The 18,062-nt window shown below is 60.4% G+C and carries 19 protein-coding genes; all 19 read right to left on the bottom strand.

The window, feature by feature from the left end; genetic code table 11:
- Positions 1–47: 47 nt before the first annotated feature.
- On the bottom strand, positions 48–1,136 hold the full coding sequence (locus GQ59_RS22345; protein ID WP_037085249.1) for an ABC transporter ATP-binding protein: 1,089 nt from the start codon (positions 1,134–1,136) through the stop codon (positions 48–50).
- A gap of 22 nt (positions 1,137–1,158) precedes the next feature.
- The gene (gene bglA / locus GQ59_RS22340) at positions 1,159–2,814 is read right to left on the bottom strand and encodes a beta-galactosidase BglA (protein WP_037085247.1); all 1,656 of its coding nucleotides are present in this window, start codon (positions 2,812–2,814) and stop codon (positions 1,159–1,161) included.
- 41 nt (positions 2,815–2,855) lie between these two features.
- Positions 2,856–4,013: a carbohydrate ABC transporter permease gene (locus GQ59_RS22335; protein WP_037085245.1), complete on the bottom strand. Its 1,158-nt coding sequence runs from the start codon at positions 4,011–4,013 to the stop codon at positions 2,856–2,858.
- 1 nt (position 4,014) lies between these two features.
- Positions 4,015–5,028, bottom strand: coding sequence for a carbohydrate ABC transporter permease (locus GQ59_RS22330; protein ID WP_037085243.1), 1,014 nt, complete (start codon positions 5,026–5,028; stop codon positions 4,015–4,017).
- A 91-nt stretch (positions 5,029–5,119) separates the two neighbouring features.
- Positions 5,120–6,481: an ABC transporter substrate-binding protein gene (locus GQ59_RS22325; protein WP_037085240.1), complete on the bottom strand. Its 1,362-nt coding sequence runs from the start codon at positions 6,479–6,481 to the stop codon at positions 5,120–5,122.
- 139 nt (positions 6,482–6,620) lie between these two features.
- Positions 6,621–7,520, bottom strand: coding sequence for a bifunctional methylenetetrahydrofolate dehydrogenase/methenyltetrahydrofolate cyclohydrolase FolD (gene folD, locus GQ59_RS22320; protein WP_037085238.1), 900 nt, complete (start codon positions 7,518–7,520; stop codon positions 6,621–6,623).
- Positions 7,521–7,640: 120 nt separating this feature from the next.
- On the bottom strand, positions 7,641–9,380 hold the full coding sequence (locus GQ59_RS22315) for a GumC domain-containing protein (RefSeq protein ID WP_162183311.1): 1,740 nt from the start codon (positions 9,378–9,380) through the stop codon (positions 7,641–7,643).
- A gap of 107 nt (positions 9,381–9,487) precedes the next feature.
- Positions 9,488–10,132: a hypothetical protein gene (locus GQ59_RS22310; protein ID WP_037085231.1), complete on the bottom strand. Its 645-nt coding sequence runs from the start codon at positions 10,130–10,132 to the stop codon at positions 9,488–9,490.
- 178 nt (positions 10,133–10,310) lie between these two features.
- Complete coding sequence (locus GQ59_RS22305) at positions 10,311–10,859, bottom strand: hypothetical protein (protein ID WP_037085228.1); 549 nt, start codon at positions 10,857–10,859, stop codon at positions 10,311–10,313.
- Positions 10,859–11,224, bottom strand: a complete 366-nt coding sequence (locus tag GQ59_RS22300; RefSeq protein ID WP_037085524.1) for a hypothetical protein — start codon at positions 11,222–11,224, stop codon at positions 10,859–10,861. Before GQ59_RS22300 ends, GQ59_RS22305 begins: the two co-directional genes overlap by 1 nt.
- Before the next feature lie 25 nt (positions 11,225–11,249).
- The gene (locus GQ59_RS22295; RefSeq protein ID WP_037085226.1) at positions 11,250–11,801 is read right to left on the bottom strand and encodes a rod-binding protein; all 552 of its coding nucleotides are present in this window, start codon (positions 11,799–11,801) and stop codon (positions 11,250–11,252) included.
- Positions 11,802–11,959: 158 nt separating this feature from the next.
- Entirely contained in the window at positions 11,960–12,361 is a 402-nt protein-coding gene (locus tag GQ59_RS22290; RefSeq protein ID WP_037085224.1) for a hypothetical protein, read from the bottom strand.
- 9 nt (positions 12,362–12,370) lie between these two features.
- A complete protein-coding gene (fliR, locus tag GQ59_RS22285; RefSeq protein ID WP_037085221.1) occupies positions 12,371–13,123 on the bottom strand; it encodes a flagellar biosynthetic protein FliR in 753 nt (250 codons plus the stop codon).
- A gap of 28 nt (positions 13,124–13,151) precedes the next feature.
- Positions 13,152–15,239 (bottom strand): flagellar biosynthesis protein FlhA, encoded by a 2,088-nt coding sequence (gene flhA / locus GQ59_RS22280; RefSeq protein ID WP_037085218.1) that lies wholly within the window; start codon positions 15,237–15,239, stop codon positions 13,152–13,154.
- 123 nt (positions 15,240–15,362) lie between these two features.
- A complete protein-coding gene (fliQ, locus tag GQ59_RS22275) occupies positions 15,363–15,629 on the bottom strand; it encodes a flagellar biosynthesis protein FliQ (protein ID WP_037085216.1) in 267 nt (88 codons plus the stop codon).
- 33 nt (positions 15,630–15,662) lie between these two features.
- The gene (gene flgD, locus GQ59_RS22270; RefSeq protein ID WP_037085213.1) at positions 15,663–16,139 is read right to left on the bottom strand and encodes a flagellar hook assembly protein FlgD; all 477 of its coding nucleotides are present in this window, start codon (positions 16,137–16,139) and stop codon (positions 15,663–15,665) included.
- Positions 16,130–16,579, bottom strand: coding sequence for a flagellar biosynthesis repressor FlbT (gene flbT / locus GQ59_RS22265; RefSeq protein ID WP_037085211.1), 450 nt, complete (start codon positions 16,577–16,579; stop codon positions 16,130–16,132). The genes flgD and flbT overlap by 10 nt, the downstream gene beginning before the upstream one ends.
- A complete protein-coding gene (gene flaF, locus GQ59_RS22260; RefSeq protein ID WP_037085209.1) occupies positions 16,576–16,923 on the bottom strand; it encodes a flagellar biosynthesis regulator FlaF in 348 nt (115 codons plus the stop codon). Before flaF ends, flbT begins: the two co-directional genes overlap by 4 nt.
- Positions 16,924–16,958: 35 nt before the next feature.
- The gene (locus GQ59_RS22255) at positions 16,959–18,062 is read right to left on the bottom strand and encodes a flagellar hook-associated family protein (protein ID WP_037085207.1); all 1,104 of its coding nucleotides are present in this window, start codon (positions 18,060–18,062) and stop codon (positions 16,959–16,961) included.

Below are 18,062 nucleotides of genomic sequence, written 5' to 3'. Positions count from 1 at the left end.
CAACTCCAAATGCATATCGCAAAATCATAGTAAACAGGCGGTTACTCCTAGATACGGTAGGCCTTACCTTCCGCATCGAAAAGGTGCAGTTTCTTGAGGTCTGCCGAGAAGCGCATCGTGTCGCCCTTCTTCACCTGCAAAATGCCAGGTATCTTGGCGATGATCGGTTCTTCATCGGCCAAGCCTTCGATATAAAGCAGCGTCACCTCGCCGAGCGCCTCTATGATCCCGATCTGGCCTTCGAAGAGGTAGTCCTCGCCTGAAGCGATCGACAAATCTTCCGGCCGCACCCCGAAACTGGCGGTCTTGCCCTTTTCGGAAGCCGCCGTCGGCACCGGCAGGTGCACCGATTTTCCGCCCTTCAGCGCAACCGTGGTCGTCTCGCCGGTTTCCGTCACCGTGGCCGGGATGATGTTCATCGCCGGCGAGCCGATGAAGCGCGCGACGAAGAGGTTCTGCGGCCGCTCGTAGAGTTCGAGCGGGGCGCCGACCTGTTCGATCCGGCCGGCGGAAAGAACGACGATGCGGTCGGCGAGCGTCATCGCCTCCACCTGGTCGTGCGTCACGTAGACCATCGTCGTGTCGGGCATCGAATCCTTCAGCTTGGCGATCTCGATGCGGGTGGCGACGCGCAGCGCCGCGTCGAGATTAGAAAGCGGTTCATCGAACAGGAAGACCTTCGGATCGCGGCAAATGGCGCGGCCGATGGCGACACGCTGGCGCTGGCCGCCGGACAGCGCCTTCGGCAGGCGGTCGAGATAGGGAGCGAGCTGGAGGATATCGGCCGCCGCACGCACCCGGCGGTCGATCTCGTCACGGCTTTCCTTGGCGATCCGCATGCCGAAGGCCATGTTGTCGTAGACCGTCATATGCGGATAGAGAGCATAGGACTGGAAGACCATGGCGATGCCGCGCCGCGACGGCGGCACGTCATTGACGAGCTGGCCGTCGATGAACATCTCGCCCCCAGTGATGCTTTCAAGGCCGGAGATCATCCGCAGCAACGTGGACTTGCCGCAACCGGAGGGCCCGACAAACACCACGAACTCGCCCTGGCTGATTTCCAGGTCGATGCCGTGCAGCACCTTCACCTGGCCGTAGGCCTTGCGGATATCCTTCAGAACGACACCAGCCATGTTTTCCTCCCCTTTGTTCTCGTTACGCGTGATGGGCGAAGAACGCCCCCCAAGCCGGTAGTTCGACACGCCTGCCGTCAAGCCCGCTTTCGAAGCCGTGGCCGGACAGCACTTCCCAATCGCCGGCCGGCAGTTCGGTTGCCGTTTCCACCGCGCTCATGTTGAACAGGCAGAGCAACGTCTCGTTGCCGTATTGGCGCTTGTAACCGAGAACGGCGCCGTCCTCGGCCAGGAATTCGATGTCGCCCTTGGCAAAGGCCGGGTGCTGCTTGCGGAAGGCGAGGAAACGTCGGTACTGTTCCAGAACCGATGCGGGATCGCCGTATTGAGCGCCGACGGCCCGAAGCTGATGTTCGACCGGGATCGGCAGCCAGGTTTTCTCCGCCGTGGAGAAGCCAGCCTGCAATGCCTGGCTGTCCCAGACCATCGGGGTGCGGCAACCGTCGCGGCCCTTGAATTCGGGCCAGAACTGGATGCCGTAGGGATCCTGCAGGTCGGCATAGGCGATATCCGCCTCGGTCAATCCGAGTTCCTCGCCCTGATAGATGCACACCGAGCCGCGCTGGGACATCAGGATGGCGGATGCCATCTTGGCGTAACTGTCGCGGTCAAGAACGTCATGGCCCCAGCGGCTGACATGGCGGACCACGTCATGGTTCGAGAAGGCCCAGCAGGCCCAACCATCGGGTGCCGCGACCGAGAACGCTTTCTGTACCTCAGACACGCGCGCTGGCGTCAGCGGATCGGGCGCCAGGAATTCGAACGCATAGCACATCTGCATCTTGTCGTTGCCGGACGTGTATTCCCCGACGATCTCCAGGCCGCGCTGGCTGTCGCCGACCTCGCCGACGGCGGCGATCGCCGGGAACTCGTCGAGCACGGCGCGGAAGCGCCGCAGGAATTCCAGGTTCTCCGGCCGGTTCTTGTCGTAGAGATGCTCCTGGAAGTTATAGGGGTTCACCGCCGGCGCGGTGGAGGCGTTGCGGCGCGAGGGATCGAGCGCCGGGTTGTCGCGCAGTTCCTTGTCATGGAAATAGAAGTTGATCGTGTCGAGGCGGAAACCGTCGACGCCGCGCTTCAGCCAGAAGCGCGTCATGTCGAGCAGCGCGTCCTGGACTTCCGCATTGTGCAGATTGAGGTCCGGCTGCGAGGTCAGGAAATTGTGCATGTAATATTGCATGCGGGTCGGGTCCCAATGCCAAGCGGACCCGCCGAAGATGGACAGCCAGTTGTTGGGCGGCGTGCCGTCCGGCTTCGCATCAGCCCAGACATACCAGTCGGCCTTGGGGTTGAAGCGGCTGGACCGGCTCTCGATGAACCAGTGGTGCTGGTCAGAACTGTGCGACATGACGAGATCGATCATCACCTTGATGCCGAGCCGGTGCGCCTCGGAAATCAGACCGTCGAAATCCAACAGAGAACCGAACATCGGATCGACGTCCGTGTAGTTCGAGACGTCGTAGCCGAAATCCCGCATCGGCGACGGGAAGAAGGGGGAGATCCAGATCGCGTCCGCGCCGAGCGCTGCCACATGCGGCAGGCGGGCGGTAATGCCCTTCAGATCGCCGATGCCGTCGCCGTTCGAGTCCTGATAGGAGCGCGGGTAAATCTGGTAAATAACCGCCCCACGCCACCAGTCCTTGTCCGGTGCTGCGGGGGCCTCTGCTGAAACGCTCATTCAAAATCCTGTTATCGTTCGATGTTGATCAGCCGCCCTGGTCAACCGCCTTTGACGGAGCCGGCGAGCAGGCCGCGAACCAAATACCGTTGCAGAGCGAAAAAGACGATAATCGGCACGACGATTGTTATGAAGGCCGAAGCCGTCAGGATTTCCCACTTTCCACCCATGGAGCCCAGAAGCGCGTTCAGGGCGCCGGTGAGGACCAATTGATCCTTGCCGGTTCCAAGAAAGACCATAGCGACGAGGAGGTCGTTCCAGGTCCAGAGGAACTGGAAGATCGAGAAGGATGCGAGCGCCGGGAATGACAGCGGCAGGATGATCTTGACGAAGATCTCGAAATCGCTGGCGCCGTCGACACGGGCGGATTCGATGATTTCTCGCGGCAGTCCGGAAATGTAGTTGCGCAGAAGATAGATCGCGAGCGGCATGCCGAAAGCGGAGTGCGCAAGCCAGATGCCCGCATAACTGCGAGACGGCACGCCGAAGAAATTGCCGATCTCGTTATACATCTTCAGAAGCGGAATGAGCGACATCTGCAGGGGCACGACAATCAGCCCGACCACCAGGGCGATGATGAGGGCGCGCCCGGGAAACTCCATCCAGGACAGGGCATAGGCCGCAAAGGCGGCGATCAGGATCGGAATGATGGTTGCGGGAACCGCGACGGTCAGCGAGTTGACGAAGGACTGGCCGATCCCTTGAGAGGTCAGCACCGTGCGGTAATTTTCGGTGGTGAAGGACGGTGGAGTGGCAACGGACAGGTAAACGCGCTTGCCGCGGCCCTCGAAAGGCGCGTTCTTGGAATAGGTATAGCTGCCGTCCTCGTTGACGGTCAGCGTCTCGCCGTTGCCGATATCGGCGGCCTGTCCGGCGGTAAATTCCGTCGGCGCGGCAACGCGGGTGCCGAAGGCGCGCACGGTGCCGCCCTTCCCTCCCTCGAAGACCGAACCGGAAATCACGTAGTTCGCGCCTTCCTGCCTGGCGGTTGAAGGCTCGCCGAGGCGTGCGGCACTCGTCTCGGCGGCGCCCGTAAAGGCGGTCCACCAGCCTGAGGCCGTAATCTGACCCGCTTCTCGAAAGGAGGTGACGAGGATGCCGAGCGTCGGGATGAGCCAGATGATGCAGATGACAAGGACGGAGACGTGGACGATAAGGCGCGGAAGGCCGACACGGCGGAGGCTTGCTACTGCGCTCATCTCAATGGCCTCCCATTTCCTTGTTCGCCTGGCGGATGTTCCAGATCATGATCGGGGTGACGGCGGCCATGATGACCAGCGCGATGACCGCACTTCGTCCGCTGTCTCCCCCGCCGCGGAACATCCAGTCGAACATTAGGTTTGCGAGAACCATGGTGTTCCACTGGCCGTTGGTCATGGTCAGCACGATATCGAAGACCTTGAGCACGAGAATGGTGATCGTCGTCCAGACGACGGCGATCGTGCCCCAGATCTGCGGTACCATGATCTTCCAAAAGATCTGCCAGCCGTTGGCGCCGTCGATCACCGCCGCCTCGATCGTCTCCTCGGGAATGCCGCGGAGTGCGGCCGAGAGGATGACCATGGCAAAGCCCGTCTGGATCCAGATCAGGATCGCCATCAGGAAAAAGTTGTTCCAGAACGGCAGCGAGATCCACACCTGCGGAGAGCCGCCAATCGCCTGCACGATGGCGTTGAGGAGGCCGATCTGCGTTTCGCTGCCGCCGCGATATTCGTAGATGAACTTCCAGATGACCGAAGCGCCGACGAAGGAAATCGCCATCGGCATGAAGATCAGGCTTTTGGCGAGGTTGCCCCACCAGATGCGGTCGGTCAGCACCGCGATGACGAGGCCGAAGAACGTACACGCCGCCGGCACCACGGCGAGCCAGAGGATGTTGTTGAAGATGGACTGGCGGAACTGCGCGTCCTGGATGGCCCAGCGATAGTTCGCAAGTCCGACGAAATTGCCGCCCGACCGGTCGTAGAAGGAAAGGATGAAGGTGGCGACGACCGGATAGACGAGATAGACGACCAGCAGGATCAGCGCCGGGCCGAGAAACAACCAGGGGCGCACCATGGCGCGGCGGTTGAGATTGACGGAGGCTGCGCGGACATTCTCCACCGGGACAGGAAAGATGATCTGCAGGATCTTGTCGGAGAGCCAGTAATACAGAGCACAGACGAAAACGCCGGCGATCACGACGCCGACGGCTGAAACGATCTGCGATATCATGGCTCTCCCCTTTTTACCGTTTTATGCGTCGCTTTTTATTGTACCGCGCCGGTGTCCGGCGCGGTCGTATTTCGAGAACCTTGGGGGAGGCTTATTTCAAACCGTCCCATGCCTTCTGGATGTCGGTCGCCACGGTCTTGGCATCCTTGCCGCCGACATAGTCGACCATGCCGGTCCAGAACGCACCGGCGCCGATCTTGCCCGGCATCTGGTCGGAGGCGTCGAAACGGAAGGTCGTGGCGGTGGTCAGAAGTTCCCCCTGCTTTTTGAGCACCTCATTGGCATAGGCGTTCGAATTGGCACCCTTGAAGGGCGTCAGGAACGACGACTGCGCCATCCAGACCTCGTGGGCGATCGGCGTCTTCAGGAATTCGATGAAGGCCTTGGCGGCGGGCGAATCCTTGGTGATGGCAAACATCGTGCCGGCACCGAGGACCGGGGTTCCGAGTTCCGGCTTCGAAGCATAGGTAGGCAGGTAGAAGAAGTCGGCATCGGTGCCGAGTTTCGTACCCGGCGGGAAGAAGGACGGAACGAAGGATGCCTGATGATGCAGGTAGCATTTCGGCGGAATGCCGAAGAGGCCCTTCGGGCTGTCGCGGAAGTCGGTGGAGGAAACGGCCGCAACCCCACCGCTGACATATTTCGGATTTTTGGCGAACTTGCCGAATTCATCGATCGCGCCAACAACAGCCGGATCATTGAACTTGACTTCGTTGCTCACCCACTTGTCGTAGATTTCCGGCTTCTGGGTGCGCAGCATCATGTCCTCGACCCAGTCCGTCGCCGGCCAGCCCGTCGCGCCGCCGGAGCCGAGACCGATACACCATGGAACACCGCCGTCTTCGACGATCTGGTCACTGAGCTTGATCAGATCCTCCATGGTCTTCGGAACTTCGTAACCGGCTTCCTCGAAGTTTTCGGGCACATACCAGACCATGGACTTGAAATCGGCCTTGAAGGGGAACCCGAAATAGGCCTCCTTGCCGTCCTTGCCCTTGTAGGTGCCGTAACGGATCCAGTCCGCACCCGAGCCGTAGTTGGTCTTGACCCAGTCGGAGTTCTCCTGGCCGAGCGAGGTCAGGAAGCCCTTGGCTGCGAGATCGGCCAGGAGGCCGGGCTGCGGAATGATGGCGATGTTCGGGGGAGAACCGGCCTGCGTGTCGATGACGATCTGCTGTTCGTAATTTTCCGAGGAGGAATAGCGGCCGTTGATGCCCGTCGCGGCATTGAAATAAGCCAGAACGCTGTTGAAGAGGACCTCGTCCTCGCCGCGCCAGGGTCCGAAAAGCGTCAGGCTCTGTCCCTTGAGATTGGCATGGGCAGCCTTGAAATCCTCATAGCTCTTCCAGCTGAATTTCGAATCCTGGCCGGGCGCGAATTTCAGCTCCTGGGCGACCGCGCCACCGGCAAGAAGCGTCGCCAGCGCCGTACCGATCCAAAATGATGCCTTCATTGAAATATCCTCCCACTGTCCCAGCAATTTCTACCCTGCCGGGAGTTCCAAAACATGGGAAGTGATTTAACGCTCTCGCCGAGGAGTCAACCCCCGCGCAGCCGACGTGGAACAAATGAAAAAATCCGTCCCCGCAGGATCAGAAACTGGGTGCGGTTTTGCCGGCCGTGCGGTAGGCGGCGATGACGGTGTTGGCCATCAGCATGGCTATCGTCATCGGGCCGACACCGCCGGGGACCGGGGTGATGGCGCCGGCAACTTCAGCGGCTTCCGCATAGGCCACGTCACCGACCAGCCGGGTCTTGCCCTCGCCCTTGTCGGGCGCGGCGACGCGGTTGATGCCGACATCGATGACGGTTGCCCCGGGCTTCACCCAGTCGGCCTTGACCATCTGCGGCCGGCCGACGGCGGCAACCAGGATATCGGCGTTGCGGCATACGGACCCGAGGTCCTTCGTCTTGGAATGCGCCATGGTAACGGTCGCATTGGCGGCCAGGAGCAGCAGGCCCATCGGTTTGCCGAACAGGTTGGAGCGGCCGATGACGACAGCGTTGAGACCCGAAAGGTCGCGACCATGTATACGGTTTACCAACAACATGGCCCCGGCAGGCGTGCAGGAAATCAAGCCTGTCTCAAGGTCGCCGGTAGCGATCTTGCCGGCATTGACGACGTGCAGACCGTCGACGTCCTTGTTCGGCGAGATCGACAGGATGACCGGCTCCGCGTTCAGGTGCTTCGGCAGCGGGAGCTGGACGAGAATGCCATGGATGGACGGATCGGCATTGAGCTCGGAAACCAGTTTCTCAAGCGTTTCCTGAGTGGTCTCCTCGGGCAGACTGTGCTGGATCGATTTGAAACCGCACTGCTTGGCCATCTTGCTCTTGGAGCTGACATAGGCGTGGCTGGCCGGATCGTCGCCGACGATGACGACTGCAAGGCCTGGCTTCACGCCGGTTTCCCTCTCGAGCGAAGCCGAAGCCCCGGTCACCGCGGTGATTACCGATGCTGCCGCCTCTTTACCATCGATCACCACAGCCATGCGCACCTCCCGCTTGAAACCGCCACCAATGTATACATTGAGCATATTCTGAATTAGCCCACCAACGCCCTATGCTGGTCGCAGACAGCAAATGCAAGCGGATTCGATGTCGCAGGCTTCTTATCCTCGGGAGGCGTTCCGGCGGTCGGAATAGACCTGAACCCGTTCGCGCAACTCCGCCATATTACGGCGAAGCTCGCGAAGTTCTTCCGCCTTTCGGACTTCCTCCGGGGACGGGGACGGGGCCGGGCGACGGGGTGCACCATAGGACGGCCCGTCGGCAAGACGGCCCGCCATGACGGCCGCGACCAGGGAAGGAAGCTCTACATCCGGGGCCGGACGGCGATTGACCATCAGCATTTCGCGGATGTGGTCGGCAAGCGGACTGTCATTGGCTGGCGCCGGATGGCGCGGGCGCCAGGACGGCTGCGGCTCATAGGCAAACCGATCGTAAGCCGGATCATACTCCTCAGGGAGGAAATCCTGCTCGTCCAGATGCTCCGCCAGCAGGTCCCGGTCGACAATCGGCGCGGGCTCCTCGGCCGGATTCATTTCGTCGGCGGAGGTCGCCGACCTCGGCGCACGGCGCGTCAGAAAGGCCAGGGCGACGCCGAGGGAGAACCCGATCAGGGCACCAATGCCCGAAAGCTCGGCGGATGAGGGACCCAGGACGGCCGCAGATGCCGCCACGGCCGGAACGACGACCGACACTTTGCCCGTGGATGCCTTGGCCTCGGCTCCGTGCAGCGCTTCGAGGTAATTTCGCTGTGCCTCGTCCACGGCAGCTTCGAGAGCCGCAAGCCTTGCTGCGGAATCGGCTATTTCCTTGTCGTCGGGTTTTTTCTCCTGCCGCGCCTTCAGCTCAGCCAGATGTTTGGCTGCGGCAGCCTCCTGCTGACGAAGCGAGGTCCCGAGCTGTTTCAGCGCTTCCTGGATGTCGTCTTTCACATCCGCCAGCGCCGCCTGAGCCGCAGCAAGCCGCGGGTGACGCGGGCCGAGATCGCTCGAAAGCTGATCGACGGCAAGCTTTGCCTCGACATGCCTCTGCCGCTGATAGTCGAGGCCGGTATATTCGAGACTGTCCGGCAGGGGCTTGTTCAGCACGTCCGAGAGCTTCATGGCGGACGCCTGCGCTGCCTTCTGCTTCAACTCGCCAAGCTGCGCCGTCGCGTCGTTTATTTCCGCGGTGAGCTGCTGTCCGTCGCCCTCGGTCCGGCGCAGTTCGGCAAGCTTCTGCTCGTCCGTCTCGGCGATGAAGCCGGAAAGGGCGGCTTGGGCATGTTCGAGTGTCTGGCGCAGCTTCTCCACGACCGGTGCGGAAGATTTCGTACCGGAGAAGGCGATTTCATCGTGAAAGGCGTCGCCGAGCATGTTGGCGATGCGGGCTGCCTCTTCCGGCTCTCCCGCCGTGACGGAGATCGCAAGCTGGCCGGCACGGCGGTCGTAACTCGTGACAATCGCCTGGGAAAGTCGCTCGCGCAGCCGGTTCTCGGCCTCGGACACGGTCATCGCCTCGCCGGAGACGATATCGGACAGGATCCTGACGACGCTCGGGCGGTCGACCGAAAACTCACTGTCGCGGCCGAGATTCAGGGCGCGGATGACATTGTCGAGACTGGTCCTGGAGCGCAGCGTCGCGGCAGCCGTGTTGATTGTGACTTCGCTCGCTGCCTCGACCTTCAGCCGGGTCTCGGCGCTGAACTGATGCGGAACCGTCTCCACGAAAAGCAGCGGCAAAAGAGCACCGACCACCGTGAGGGCGCCAACCTTGAGGGCGACGGATCGCAGTCCGGCGAACACGGAACCGGTGCCGGCGAGCATAGCTGCCGGGTCAGTGTTTCGGTCGTCTTCGATTTTCACCGACTGATACATGGGATGACCGCGCTAATCTGAGGCCGCCGGCATCCCGCGGGCAGCCCTCTGATTAAGACAGTCTAAAATTTCATGGCAAAGAAAGGGTTAACTTGTCAGGCGAAAGACGGCTGCCGGGATGGGACTGCCGCCTGGGGCACCGCGGGTGCCGATTTGCCTTCGATGAAGCTGGACAACCCTGCCCCGGTCATGACCACCAAGCCGGTGCGGACCGAAGCGAGCCGGCGTTCGACCCGCCGCTCCTGGTCAAGGCCTGCAGCATCGACGAGGATAAGGTCGAAACGCTGCGGCATATCCTGGTCGAGGGTTACAATCGCCACGTCATGCCAGGGGGCATGGCGGGCGAAATGCTCGCGGAGGGCTTCGACCCGCGCGGTGTCCTCGCCGGCTATGCCGATGCGATGACCCTTTTCCAGGAAGCTCAACAGGGCTGGCACGAACATCCTGGCCGAAAAACGCACCGGCGTCGGTTTTTCACGCCGCGCTTTGGCGAGGATGCTGAAGGCGCGGCCGCCACCCGGCAGAAGCACCCTGCGGCCCAACTGACTGCGGTAGCCGGGATCGACCATCTGACGGAAAGCCGTCCGCTCGTCCAGGAAACCGAGCGTGGTACGATTGCCGCGTAACGCGATCAGGCTTTCCACGAGGCCGAGCGTTGCGTTCCATCCGAGATCGCAGACACGCAGGCCGAACAGGGTCCGGGGTGACGCGGATGCGAGGAAGTCTCCGGATGCGTTCATTATGCGCTCCCCATGGGGCAAGACCAATTCGTCCCCAAGGTCTAGCAGCGCGCTCTGAAATCGCCTTTAAATCGATTGGTAAAATGCGAACAATGCCCGTATTTCCGAGGCTCTCGCAACAAAAAAGGCCGACCACCAGGGCCGGCCTATATTCGCTGTGTTGACACCGTAGGGGGCGTCAGTGGCCGGCCGTCGGCGAAGCTTTGGGGTCTTCGATCTTCACGCCCTCGACAATCTTCTTCCCGGGGTTCGGGTTCTTGTTTCCGCGCGATGCGTTGTTGCGAATGTCTTCCTTGGAGAGGTAGTCGAGCTGCTCGACCAGGACCTCCGCCACCAGTCCTTCGCCGAGCTTCTTGTTGAAGTTGTCCTTGATGCTGGTGCGAAATTTTTCGAGGTTGAAGGCGCCGGGCTTGCTGAGGTCGACCATCTGATTGCCGATCAGCAGCGTGAAAAGCTGGTCCGTCGTCAGTTCGGTGATCGGCAGCTTGGTATTCTTGATCTTTTCCTTGTCCATCATGAACGAGACACGGCTCAAGAAATAACCGGTGATGGCACCGTCCGCGATCATAGGAATGGTGATCGATTCCCCGCGCACCAGTTCGAGAAGTTCCTTCCGCCTGGCCTCTTCGTCGACCGGCGCAGGTGCTGCGGACATCTGCACGGAGAAATACACCGCCCCAAGCGTGACGATGCAGACCCACAGACCAGTGAGAAGGAGCTTGACCATCAGGCCTCGCCGTAGGTGAACTGTTCTTGGGTGTAGGTACCGTCGTCGTCCGCATCGCGAGCGGCGTTCTTCAAGAGATCGGCGACGGCGCGAACAGCGTGAAGATGCGCTTCGACCCGGCGGGCATTGAGCGCCAGCTTGCTCTTCAAACCATGCATCTGATCGATATGGCCCGTGGCAAGCTGCTTCGGATCGGTGCCGCGGAACAGCATGGTCAATTCGTAGAGGCAGCGGCTTTTGTGCGCGTTCGACACTTTCAGGTCGAATTCCGGATCGCGGCCGATCCGCTGATTTTCGTTGTCGATTATCATCTCCAACCGGCCAAGCACGGTCTTGATGCGATAATCATTCGAAACAACTTCCATGTTCTCTGCCCCAGTCTGATGCATGTCAGGCCTCACTCTTCTTTCCGACGCCGAGCACCTGTCGCTCGAAATCGGTGATCATGCTGATTGCGCGGCTGCGATCAGTCTCATTGGTGGTCGGATTGACCGAGGCCTGACGCTCCGCACGGGCGAGCGCCTGCGAATACATCTGTTCGGCGATGCCGACACCGCCCTTTTTCGACATTTCCTCGGCGATCTTCTCGGCCATCATGCCCTTCCAGAATTCACCGGCGGAGCCCTTGCCGTAAACTTCCTCGGTCTCCTTCGGGAGCATGGAATTCACGAATGTCGAAAGAACCGATGCTTCGAACTTGCGGTATTCGTCCGGCATTTCGGCGACCTTCTTCGGTGCCTCCGGATTGCCGAGACCCGCCGCCGTGCCGGGCGTATCGATGAATTTCATGGCTGCACCAAAACCCTTGCCAACTTCGGCAAGGCTGGTCGCGGCAAAGGCCGCCTTGTTCGCCTTCAGCTTGGCCTGCGCTTCTTGAACGGCAGACGGGTCCGCAGCGCGGACGACGTCCATGACCAAGTCGCTCGGAGGTGAAATCGCCACGTCAGCTCCTTTCATGACTGCCGCGAGCCGCATCCCTAACGGTGCAAGAGCGCAGCAACAATTTGAAATGGCACATGATCCCGCCCGACCTCGATCGAACCGGCAATCAGTGCAATGACGAGACTATGAAGGTCGAAGCTTGCTGGAGGCTGGCCTGTCTATTTGACTTGCTCGAGGGCGAGCGTGATATCGATGAGCTCGTAGATCGCCTCGTCGGCCACTTCGCGGTCTTCGTGATCACGCGCGTCCTTCATGTTCTCTTCCAGGCGGTCGGCCTTGGTCCGCTCCTTGAGCACCTTCATTTCCTGGATCTGCTGAACGCCGGCAAGCTGGCGTTCCTTGGTGGTCAGGCGGCCGAAGCGTTCCGAATAATGCTGAGAGAACTGGCGGTGGACCGGGTTCATCGAGCCGATCGCATCGATGACGTCTTCCATCGACTGATTGACTTCGGCACGGTGCCGGGTCGTCGCGGCGAGCTCGTGCTCGGCCATCGTCTCGAGATGCCGCTGGACCGCCACGAGGCGTTTGAGCTTGTCCGACCGCTTGACTGAACCTGCCATTGCGATCTCCTAGAAGGACCGGAAGATCGGCGCGAAACCATCCGCATACTGGCGGATAAAGGCGGCGATCGACAGATAGAGAAGGAAAAGCCCTCCCATCAGCAGGAAGGGCGTCGAGATGAAGAAGATCGGGATCTGCGGCGCCATCTTGTTGATGAGACCGATCGCCACGTTGAACATCAGGCCGAAGATCAGGAACGGACTTGCCAGCCGCAACATGATGATGGTCGACGCGCGCAGCGTGTCGGTCAGCGTGATCAGTATCTTCTGCGGATCGATCAGCGCGCCCACCGGCGTCGCCGCATAGGAATCGACCAGCGCGCGGAACACGATGTGATGGAAATCCATCATGAACAGGAGTAGCAGGCCGCTCAGCGTCAGCAGAATGGTCAGCTGGTTTTCCTGGGAGTCTTCGAAAATGTCATGGCCGCCAGGCGCCGTGAAACCGATCGACATGGTCAGGATCGTGCCGGCAAATTGCATGCCAAGCGTATAGAGCCGGGCTATCAATCCATAGACCGCGCCGATCAAGGCCTCGGTGAAGATGAGGCCAAGATAGGTGGCTGTCGGCTCGGAGGCTCTTGGATAAATCTGATCCCAAAGAACCGGCAGCACTGCCATGGACAGGGCGACCGCCACGAACAACCGCACCTGAACCGGCACGCGGCCGCTTCCCAGACCCGGAAGAACCATCACGCACGTACCCATGCGGCAAAACGCAAGGAAAAGTGCGAGAATGGTCCCCTGCGGGTCTGTAATCATGCGAGAATCGTCCTTTGCGGACAGTCTATCACGAAATGGCGCCCAGTATCTTGATTTCGAGGCCCTTGGCGAGTTCCACATGGGAAAGAACCGGCAGGGTCGCGAACAGCCGCTCGATGATCATGCGGACGTAGGAACGCGTTTCCGGCGAGGTGACGAGCACGAAGGGCAGGCCGCGATCCATGAATTCGCGGATGACTTTCGTCGCCTGTTCGCTGAACTCTTCAAGCGTGCGCGGGTCGATGTCGAATTCCACAACCTCGCCCTTGCCGTCGCGCTTGAGCGCCTGATGGAACAGCATGTCCCATTTGTTGCCGAGACGGAGTACGCGCAGCACTCCGTTGTCGGCGAGGTCGCCGCAGAGCTGCTGCGACATGCGGACGCGCACGTGCTCGACGATCTGCTCCGTCTTGCGCACATGCGGCGCAAGCTCGGCCACCGCTTCCAGGATGAGATGCAGGTTGCGGATCGAAACGCGCTCGGCAAGCAGAAGCTTCAGCACCGCCTGCAGTCCCGAATAGGACATGTGCGACGAGCAGATCTCGTCTGCGAGCTTCTTGTATTCCGGATCGAGACGCTCGATCAGGATCTTCACATCCTTGTAGGAGAGAAGCTGCGGCAGGTTGTTGCGGATGACTTCCGACAAGTGGGTCAGCACGACCGAGACGTTGTCGATCGGGTGGAAGCCTTCACGCTTCAAGTCTTCGGCGAAGGTTTCGAGGATCGACACCGCCGGCATGCCGAATGCGGGTTCGCGAATCTCGTCGCCCGGGATGCTCGGCTTGCGGCCGGATCCGGTGACCACGAGGACGTCGCCGACCCGCAGGGCGTTCGACGCGATCGTCGTGCCGTGGATCCGGATCTGGTAGGACTTTTCCTGGATCGAGATGTCGTCGGTAACCTTGATTTCCGGCACCACGAAACCGTATTGCGTCGCGAACTTCTTGCGCATCTTGCCGACGCGGAAGGCGAGTTCCTGGTGGGCGCCGAGCAGTCGGGTGGAGACCTGCTTGCCGAGAGCGAGCTCGATTTCGGACGTCTTGAGAACCGACTTGACGGAGTCCTTCTCCATCTCCTTGGTCTGGACGACCTTCTGCTCCTCGTCTTCGCGACGAGCCTTGTTCTCAGCCTCGATACGGCGCGGAACAAGCCAGGCGCCGAAACCCATCAGGCCGCCGAGTGCCATGAAGGGCAGGAAGGGCAGTCCGGGGATGATCGCCAGAAGCGCCATCAGACCGGCGGACATCGAAAGGGCGCGCGGATAACCGCTCAGCTGATCGACGACGGCCTTGTCGGTGGAGCCGGCCGTACCCCCGCGGGTGACCAGCAGACCGGCGGCAAGCGAAACGATGAGGGCCGGGATCTGCGTGACGATACCGTCACCGACCGACAGCTTGACGAAGACATCGGCGGCTTCGCCGATCTGCATGTCATGGCGGAAATAGCCGATGATGATGCCGCCGAAGATGTTGATGGCGGTGATGATGAGGCCGGCGATCGCATCGCCGCGAACGAATTTGGACGCACCGTCCATGGCCCCGAAGAAGGAGCTTTCCTCTTCCAGCTCGGAGCGGCGTCGCTGGGCTTCCTTCTCGTCGATGATGCCGGCCGAAAGGTCCGCGTCGATCGACATCTGCTTGCCGGGGATGGCGTCGAGGGTGAAGCGGGCGCCGACTTCCGCGATACGGGTGGCACCCTTGGTGATGACGATGAAGTTCACCGTGACGAGGATCATGAAGACGATCACGCCGATCACGAAGTCGCCGGACATGACGAGGCCGGAGAAGCCCTGAATCACGTTACCGGCCGCGCCATGACCCTCGTGGCCGTGCGACAGGATCACGCGCGTCGTTGCGATGTTGAGCGACAATCGCACCATGGTGGCGATGAGCAGGATGGTCGGGAAGGACGAGAAGTCCAGCGGCCGCTGGATCCACAGCGCCACCATCAGGATCAGAACCGAGAACGCGATCGAGAAGGCAAGGCCAAGGTCGATCAGGAACGGCGGGATCGGCAGGAAGAGGATACAGAGGATGGCGACGATGCCGCCCGCAAATCCGAGATCGCGACCGTTCGGGGCTACTTTCGGAATGGATAGTGAAGGTGGTTGCGCCATGACTTTCCCGTCTCTTCATGAGATGGCGGCAGGAAGTACTCCTACCAGTTCATGTCCTGCCTAAAGGGCGAAGCTTGCGCGAAGGTGGGGTAGATGAAAAAGGATGGGCGGGCGACAACCGGGTCAGAACCCCGATTGCACCCGCGAGAATACCAGATTGGCAAAAAGATTGATCTGGCCGCCGATAAACGGCGCGGTAATGCCGATCGTGATCATGATGGCGACGATTTTCGGCACGAAAGTCAACGTCATCTCCTGGATCTGCGTCAGAGCCTGGAGAAATGCGATCAGGACGCCCACGACCATCGCCACAAGGACCGCGGGACCGGAGGCGATCAGGATCGTCCAGATCGCCGCCTGCATGATATCAAGGGCATCGGCTTCATTCATTGCGCCGGCTCCGTCTGCTTTAATGTTTCGGCGTCATGCCGCGTCGTCTTGGTCACCGGTGTCGGCAGTGGTCGGTGGAGGGGTCGTCGCCGGAGGTTGATTCGAGAGAATGATTCCCGGCTGTATGAGAACCTTATCACCCTTCTCGGTGATCGCCACCAGACCGTCGGAGTAGATTTCCACCTGTTTGATCATACCGGTGGTCTTGTCGTCGGCGCTGGTGATGTACTTGCCGATCATATCGGCTGCCTGCGAGAACGAGTTCGCCTGGATGAGCGACTGCAGGTTTGAGTTCATCTTCACGGACTGCTCGACCTGCGAGAAGGTGGCGAGCTGGGCAATCTGCTCGCTCGCATCCATCGGGTCGGTCGGATCCTGATACTTCATCTGGGCGATGAGGAGCTGCAGGAAGTTGTCGTAGTTCAGACCTGCGGCCGAAGCGTCGGACGACGCTGCCTTGCCGTTGCCCAGTGCATAAGGGTTGTTGGTGTTGATCGAGTCTACCGCCACGGTGCGATCTCCTTGCGAATCCGCTCGACAGTTGCCGGCGCGAGTTCCCTATTGTTGAGGATACGGTCTTCGATGGGGTAGAGCGCACGGATTGCCTTCAGAGCGTCGAAGGCCCGGCCGGATGCAACCATGCCGTCGATGCGCTTGAGTTCAGCCAGCATCTCATCGTCGGTAAAGCAGGTCAGCAGCATTGCCACCGACTTGCGGAACAATGTCGTCGACTGTTCCTTGCCATCCGGGTTGATGAGCATCATCTGGGCGATAAAGTAGAGCTGCCGAAGCGGCGTCGTCGCATCTTCCGGCTGAAGAACATGGTTCTCCAGAAGGAACGTGACGTCATTGAGAAATTCCAGCGCGACCTTGCGATCAACGCGCAGAACCGCGCCGTTGATAAATATCCGCTCGCCGGATTTCAAAGAGATGCGAAGCGTACTTTTCATTTAAGTCCATCCCTGATGATGGTGGTCACATCGATAATGCCCTGGAAATTGGTCGATTCGCGGTTTCTGATCTTTTCGCATTCCTTCAGTATCCAGATTGCGATCGAGATCAGATCCGCACGAAGTTCATTGGCCAATTCGTTATCCGGATGCTTCAGATCCTCGACAAAGCGGATCCAGACACGCCGGGTGTAGAACAAAGCCTCAACCGTGGTGCGCGTATAGTTCTTCTCGTCGCGAGCCGCGATCAGAAGATCGATAGAACGATCCAGGGCCTGCCGTTCGCGATCCTTGGCGTTGGCAACGCCGTCCTCCATGATCTCGGCATATGAAAATTGGTACATTCATGTATCCTTCGTCACGAGCCTTCCTTTATTCATCAAAGGAAGTTGGCCAGGCTCAGCTGCTGTATCTTTGCCGTTACTGTATATGCAGTTTCGAGAAGCGTCTTCATCGTGTTGAGACGGGTTGCCGCCTCTGCCGGATCGACGTTCTCCATGCTTCCGAGGCTGGTCGTCAGAATGTCTTTCTGCGCCCGCAACCTTTCCTCAGCCTTGGAGACGCGTTCGGTATAGATACCGACCGACGTCCGCTGCTGGTTGATGCTGCCCTCGCTGTTCATCGCCTTGTTGATGACGCTGGTGGTACGCGTGGCCACGGCTGCGCGGGCATCCTTGTCCATCCCGGTCTGCAGGTATTCCATCGAGATGATCGATGCGAAAGCGAAGTTCCGCATGCCCTGGCTGTTGGCATTGGTCGAGCTTTCGACCACTTCCGTCGGGCTGATGCGGCTCTTCATGTTCTCGTCGCTGGCATCCGAGAAAAAGGTCTTCCAGAAGTCCTGGCCGACGACCCCCACGGGATGCGGCGGGTTCGTCAGCGGAGAGGAACCGTTGAACTTGCTTTCCAGCTTGTCCAGGAAGCCGTTCATCTGGGCCTGCGTCATCTGCTCCTTGCTCGGAATGGCATTGTCCGACAGGTATTGGGTAAGTTCGGCGGCGACCGCGGCCTTGGCCGGCGATCCCGGCGCGAAATAATCATCGAGCGGCTTCACGTCGGAATTGATGCCGGAGAAGATATATTCGCCCTGAACGGCAGTGTTGGCGAAGTTGGTGAACGCGTCCAGCGCGTCGGACATGGCCATGCGCGCCGTCGCCAGGCTCGTTTCGTCGGCCGAGCTTCCCAGCGTCAGGATCGCGCTCTGAATCTTTAAACCCTGCTCGTTCATGCTCTTGAGCGCAAGTTCGGCTGTTTCGAGACGCTGAGTCGCGAGCGCCGCCGTGGTCAGCAGCGAGTCGGTGCGGGTGATGTCGCGGGAGAGATCGATAGCGCGCGAGGTATTGGCGCCGAGCGTGACGCCGAGATCGGCGTGCTTCTGGCTCACGGCCTCCTGGTTCGCCTTCACCATCTCGCGCTGAACGTTCGAGATGGAATTTCGCATCGTGGTCTGGATCGACAATGTGGAAATGAAAGAGGTCTTCAT

This window comes from Neorhizobium vignae (assembly GCF_000732195.1).
Lineage (GTDB): Bacteria > Pseudomonadota > Alphaproteobacteria > Rhizobiales > Rhizobiaceae > Neorhizobium > Neorhizobium vignae.
The sequence above is the reverse complement of the archived record's forward strand: the minus strand, read 5'-3'. Positions and strand labels throughout refer to the sequence as shown.

What these genes read in the sequence shown, in the direction of transcription:
- GQ59_RS22300 (WP_037085524.1), bottom strand. Translation starts at nt 11,224, where the DNA reads ATGGAAGTTGTTTCGAATGATTATCGCATCAAGACCGTGCTTGGCCGG.
- GQ59_RS22330 (WP_037085243.1), bottom strand. Translation starts at nt 5,028, where the DNA reads ATGATATCGCAGATCGTTTCAGCCGTCGGCGTCGTGATCGCCGGCGTT.
- folD (WP_037085238.1), bottom strand. Translation starts at nt 7,520, where the DNA reads ATGGCTGTGGTGATCGATGGTAAAGAGGCGGCAGCATCGGTAATCACC.
- GQ59_RS22305 (WP_037085228.1), bottom strand. Translation starts at nt 10,859, where the DNA reads ATGGTCAAGCTCCTTCTCACTGGTCTGTGGGTCTGCATCGTCACGCTT.
- GQ59_RS22345 (WP_037085249.1), bottom strand. Translation starts at nt 1,136, where the DNA reads ATGGCTGGTGTCGTTCTGAAGGATATCCGCAAGGCCTACGGCCAGGTG.
- GQ59_RS22255 (WP_037085207.1), bottom strand. Translation starts at nt 18,062, where the DNA reads ATGAAGACCTCTTTCATTTCCACATTGTCGATCCAGACCACGATGCGA.
- GQ59_RS22310 (WP_037085231.1), bottom strand. Translation starts at nt 10,132, where the DNA reads ATGAACGCATCCGGAGACTTCCTCGCATCCGCGTCACCCCGGACCCTG.
- GQ59_RS22290 (WP_037085224.1), bottom strand. Translation starts at nt 12,361, where the DNA reads ATGGCAGGTTCAGTCAAGCGGTCGGACAAGCTCAAACGCCTCGTGGCG.
- bglA (WP_037085247.1), bottom strand. Translation starts at nt 2,814, where the DNA reads ATGAGCGTTTCAGCAGAGGCCCCCGCAGCACCGGACAAGGACTGGTGG.
- GQ59_RS22325 (WP_037085240.1), bottom strand. Translation starts at nt 6,481, where the DNA reads ATGAAGGCATCATTTTGGATCGGTACGGCGCTGGCGACGCTTCTTGCC.
- fliR (WP_037085221.1), bottom strand. Translation starts at nt 13,123, where the DNA reads ATGATTACAGACCCGCAGGGGACCATTCTCGCACTTTTCCTTGCGTTT.
- GQ59_RS22335 (WP_037085245.1), bottom strand. Translation starts at nt 4,013, where the DNA reads ATGAGCGCAGTAGCAAGCCTCCGCCGTGTCGGCCTTCCGCGCCTTATC.
- flbT (WP_037085211.1), bottom strand. Translation starts at nt 16,579, where the DNA reads ATGAAAAGTACGCTTCGCATCTCTTTGAAATCCGGCGAGCGGATATTT.
- flhA (WP_037085218.1), bottom strand. Translation starts at nt 15,239, where the DNA reads ATGGCGCAACCACCTTCACTATCCATTCCGAAAGTAGCCCCGAACGGT.
- fliQ (WP_037085216.1), bottom strand. Translation starts at nt 15,629, where the DNA reads ATGAATGAAGCCGATGCCCTTGATATCATGCAGGCGGCGATCTGGACG.
- flaF (WP_037085209.1), bottom strand. Translation starts at nt 16,923, where the DNA reads ATGTACCAATTTTCATATGCCGAGATCATGGAGGACGGCGTTGCCAAC.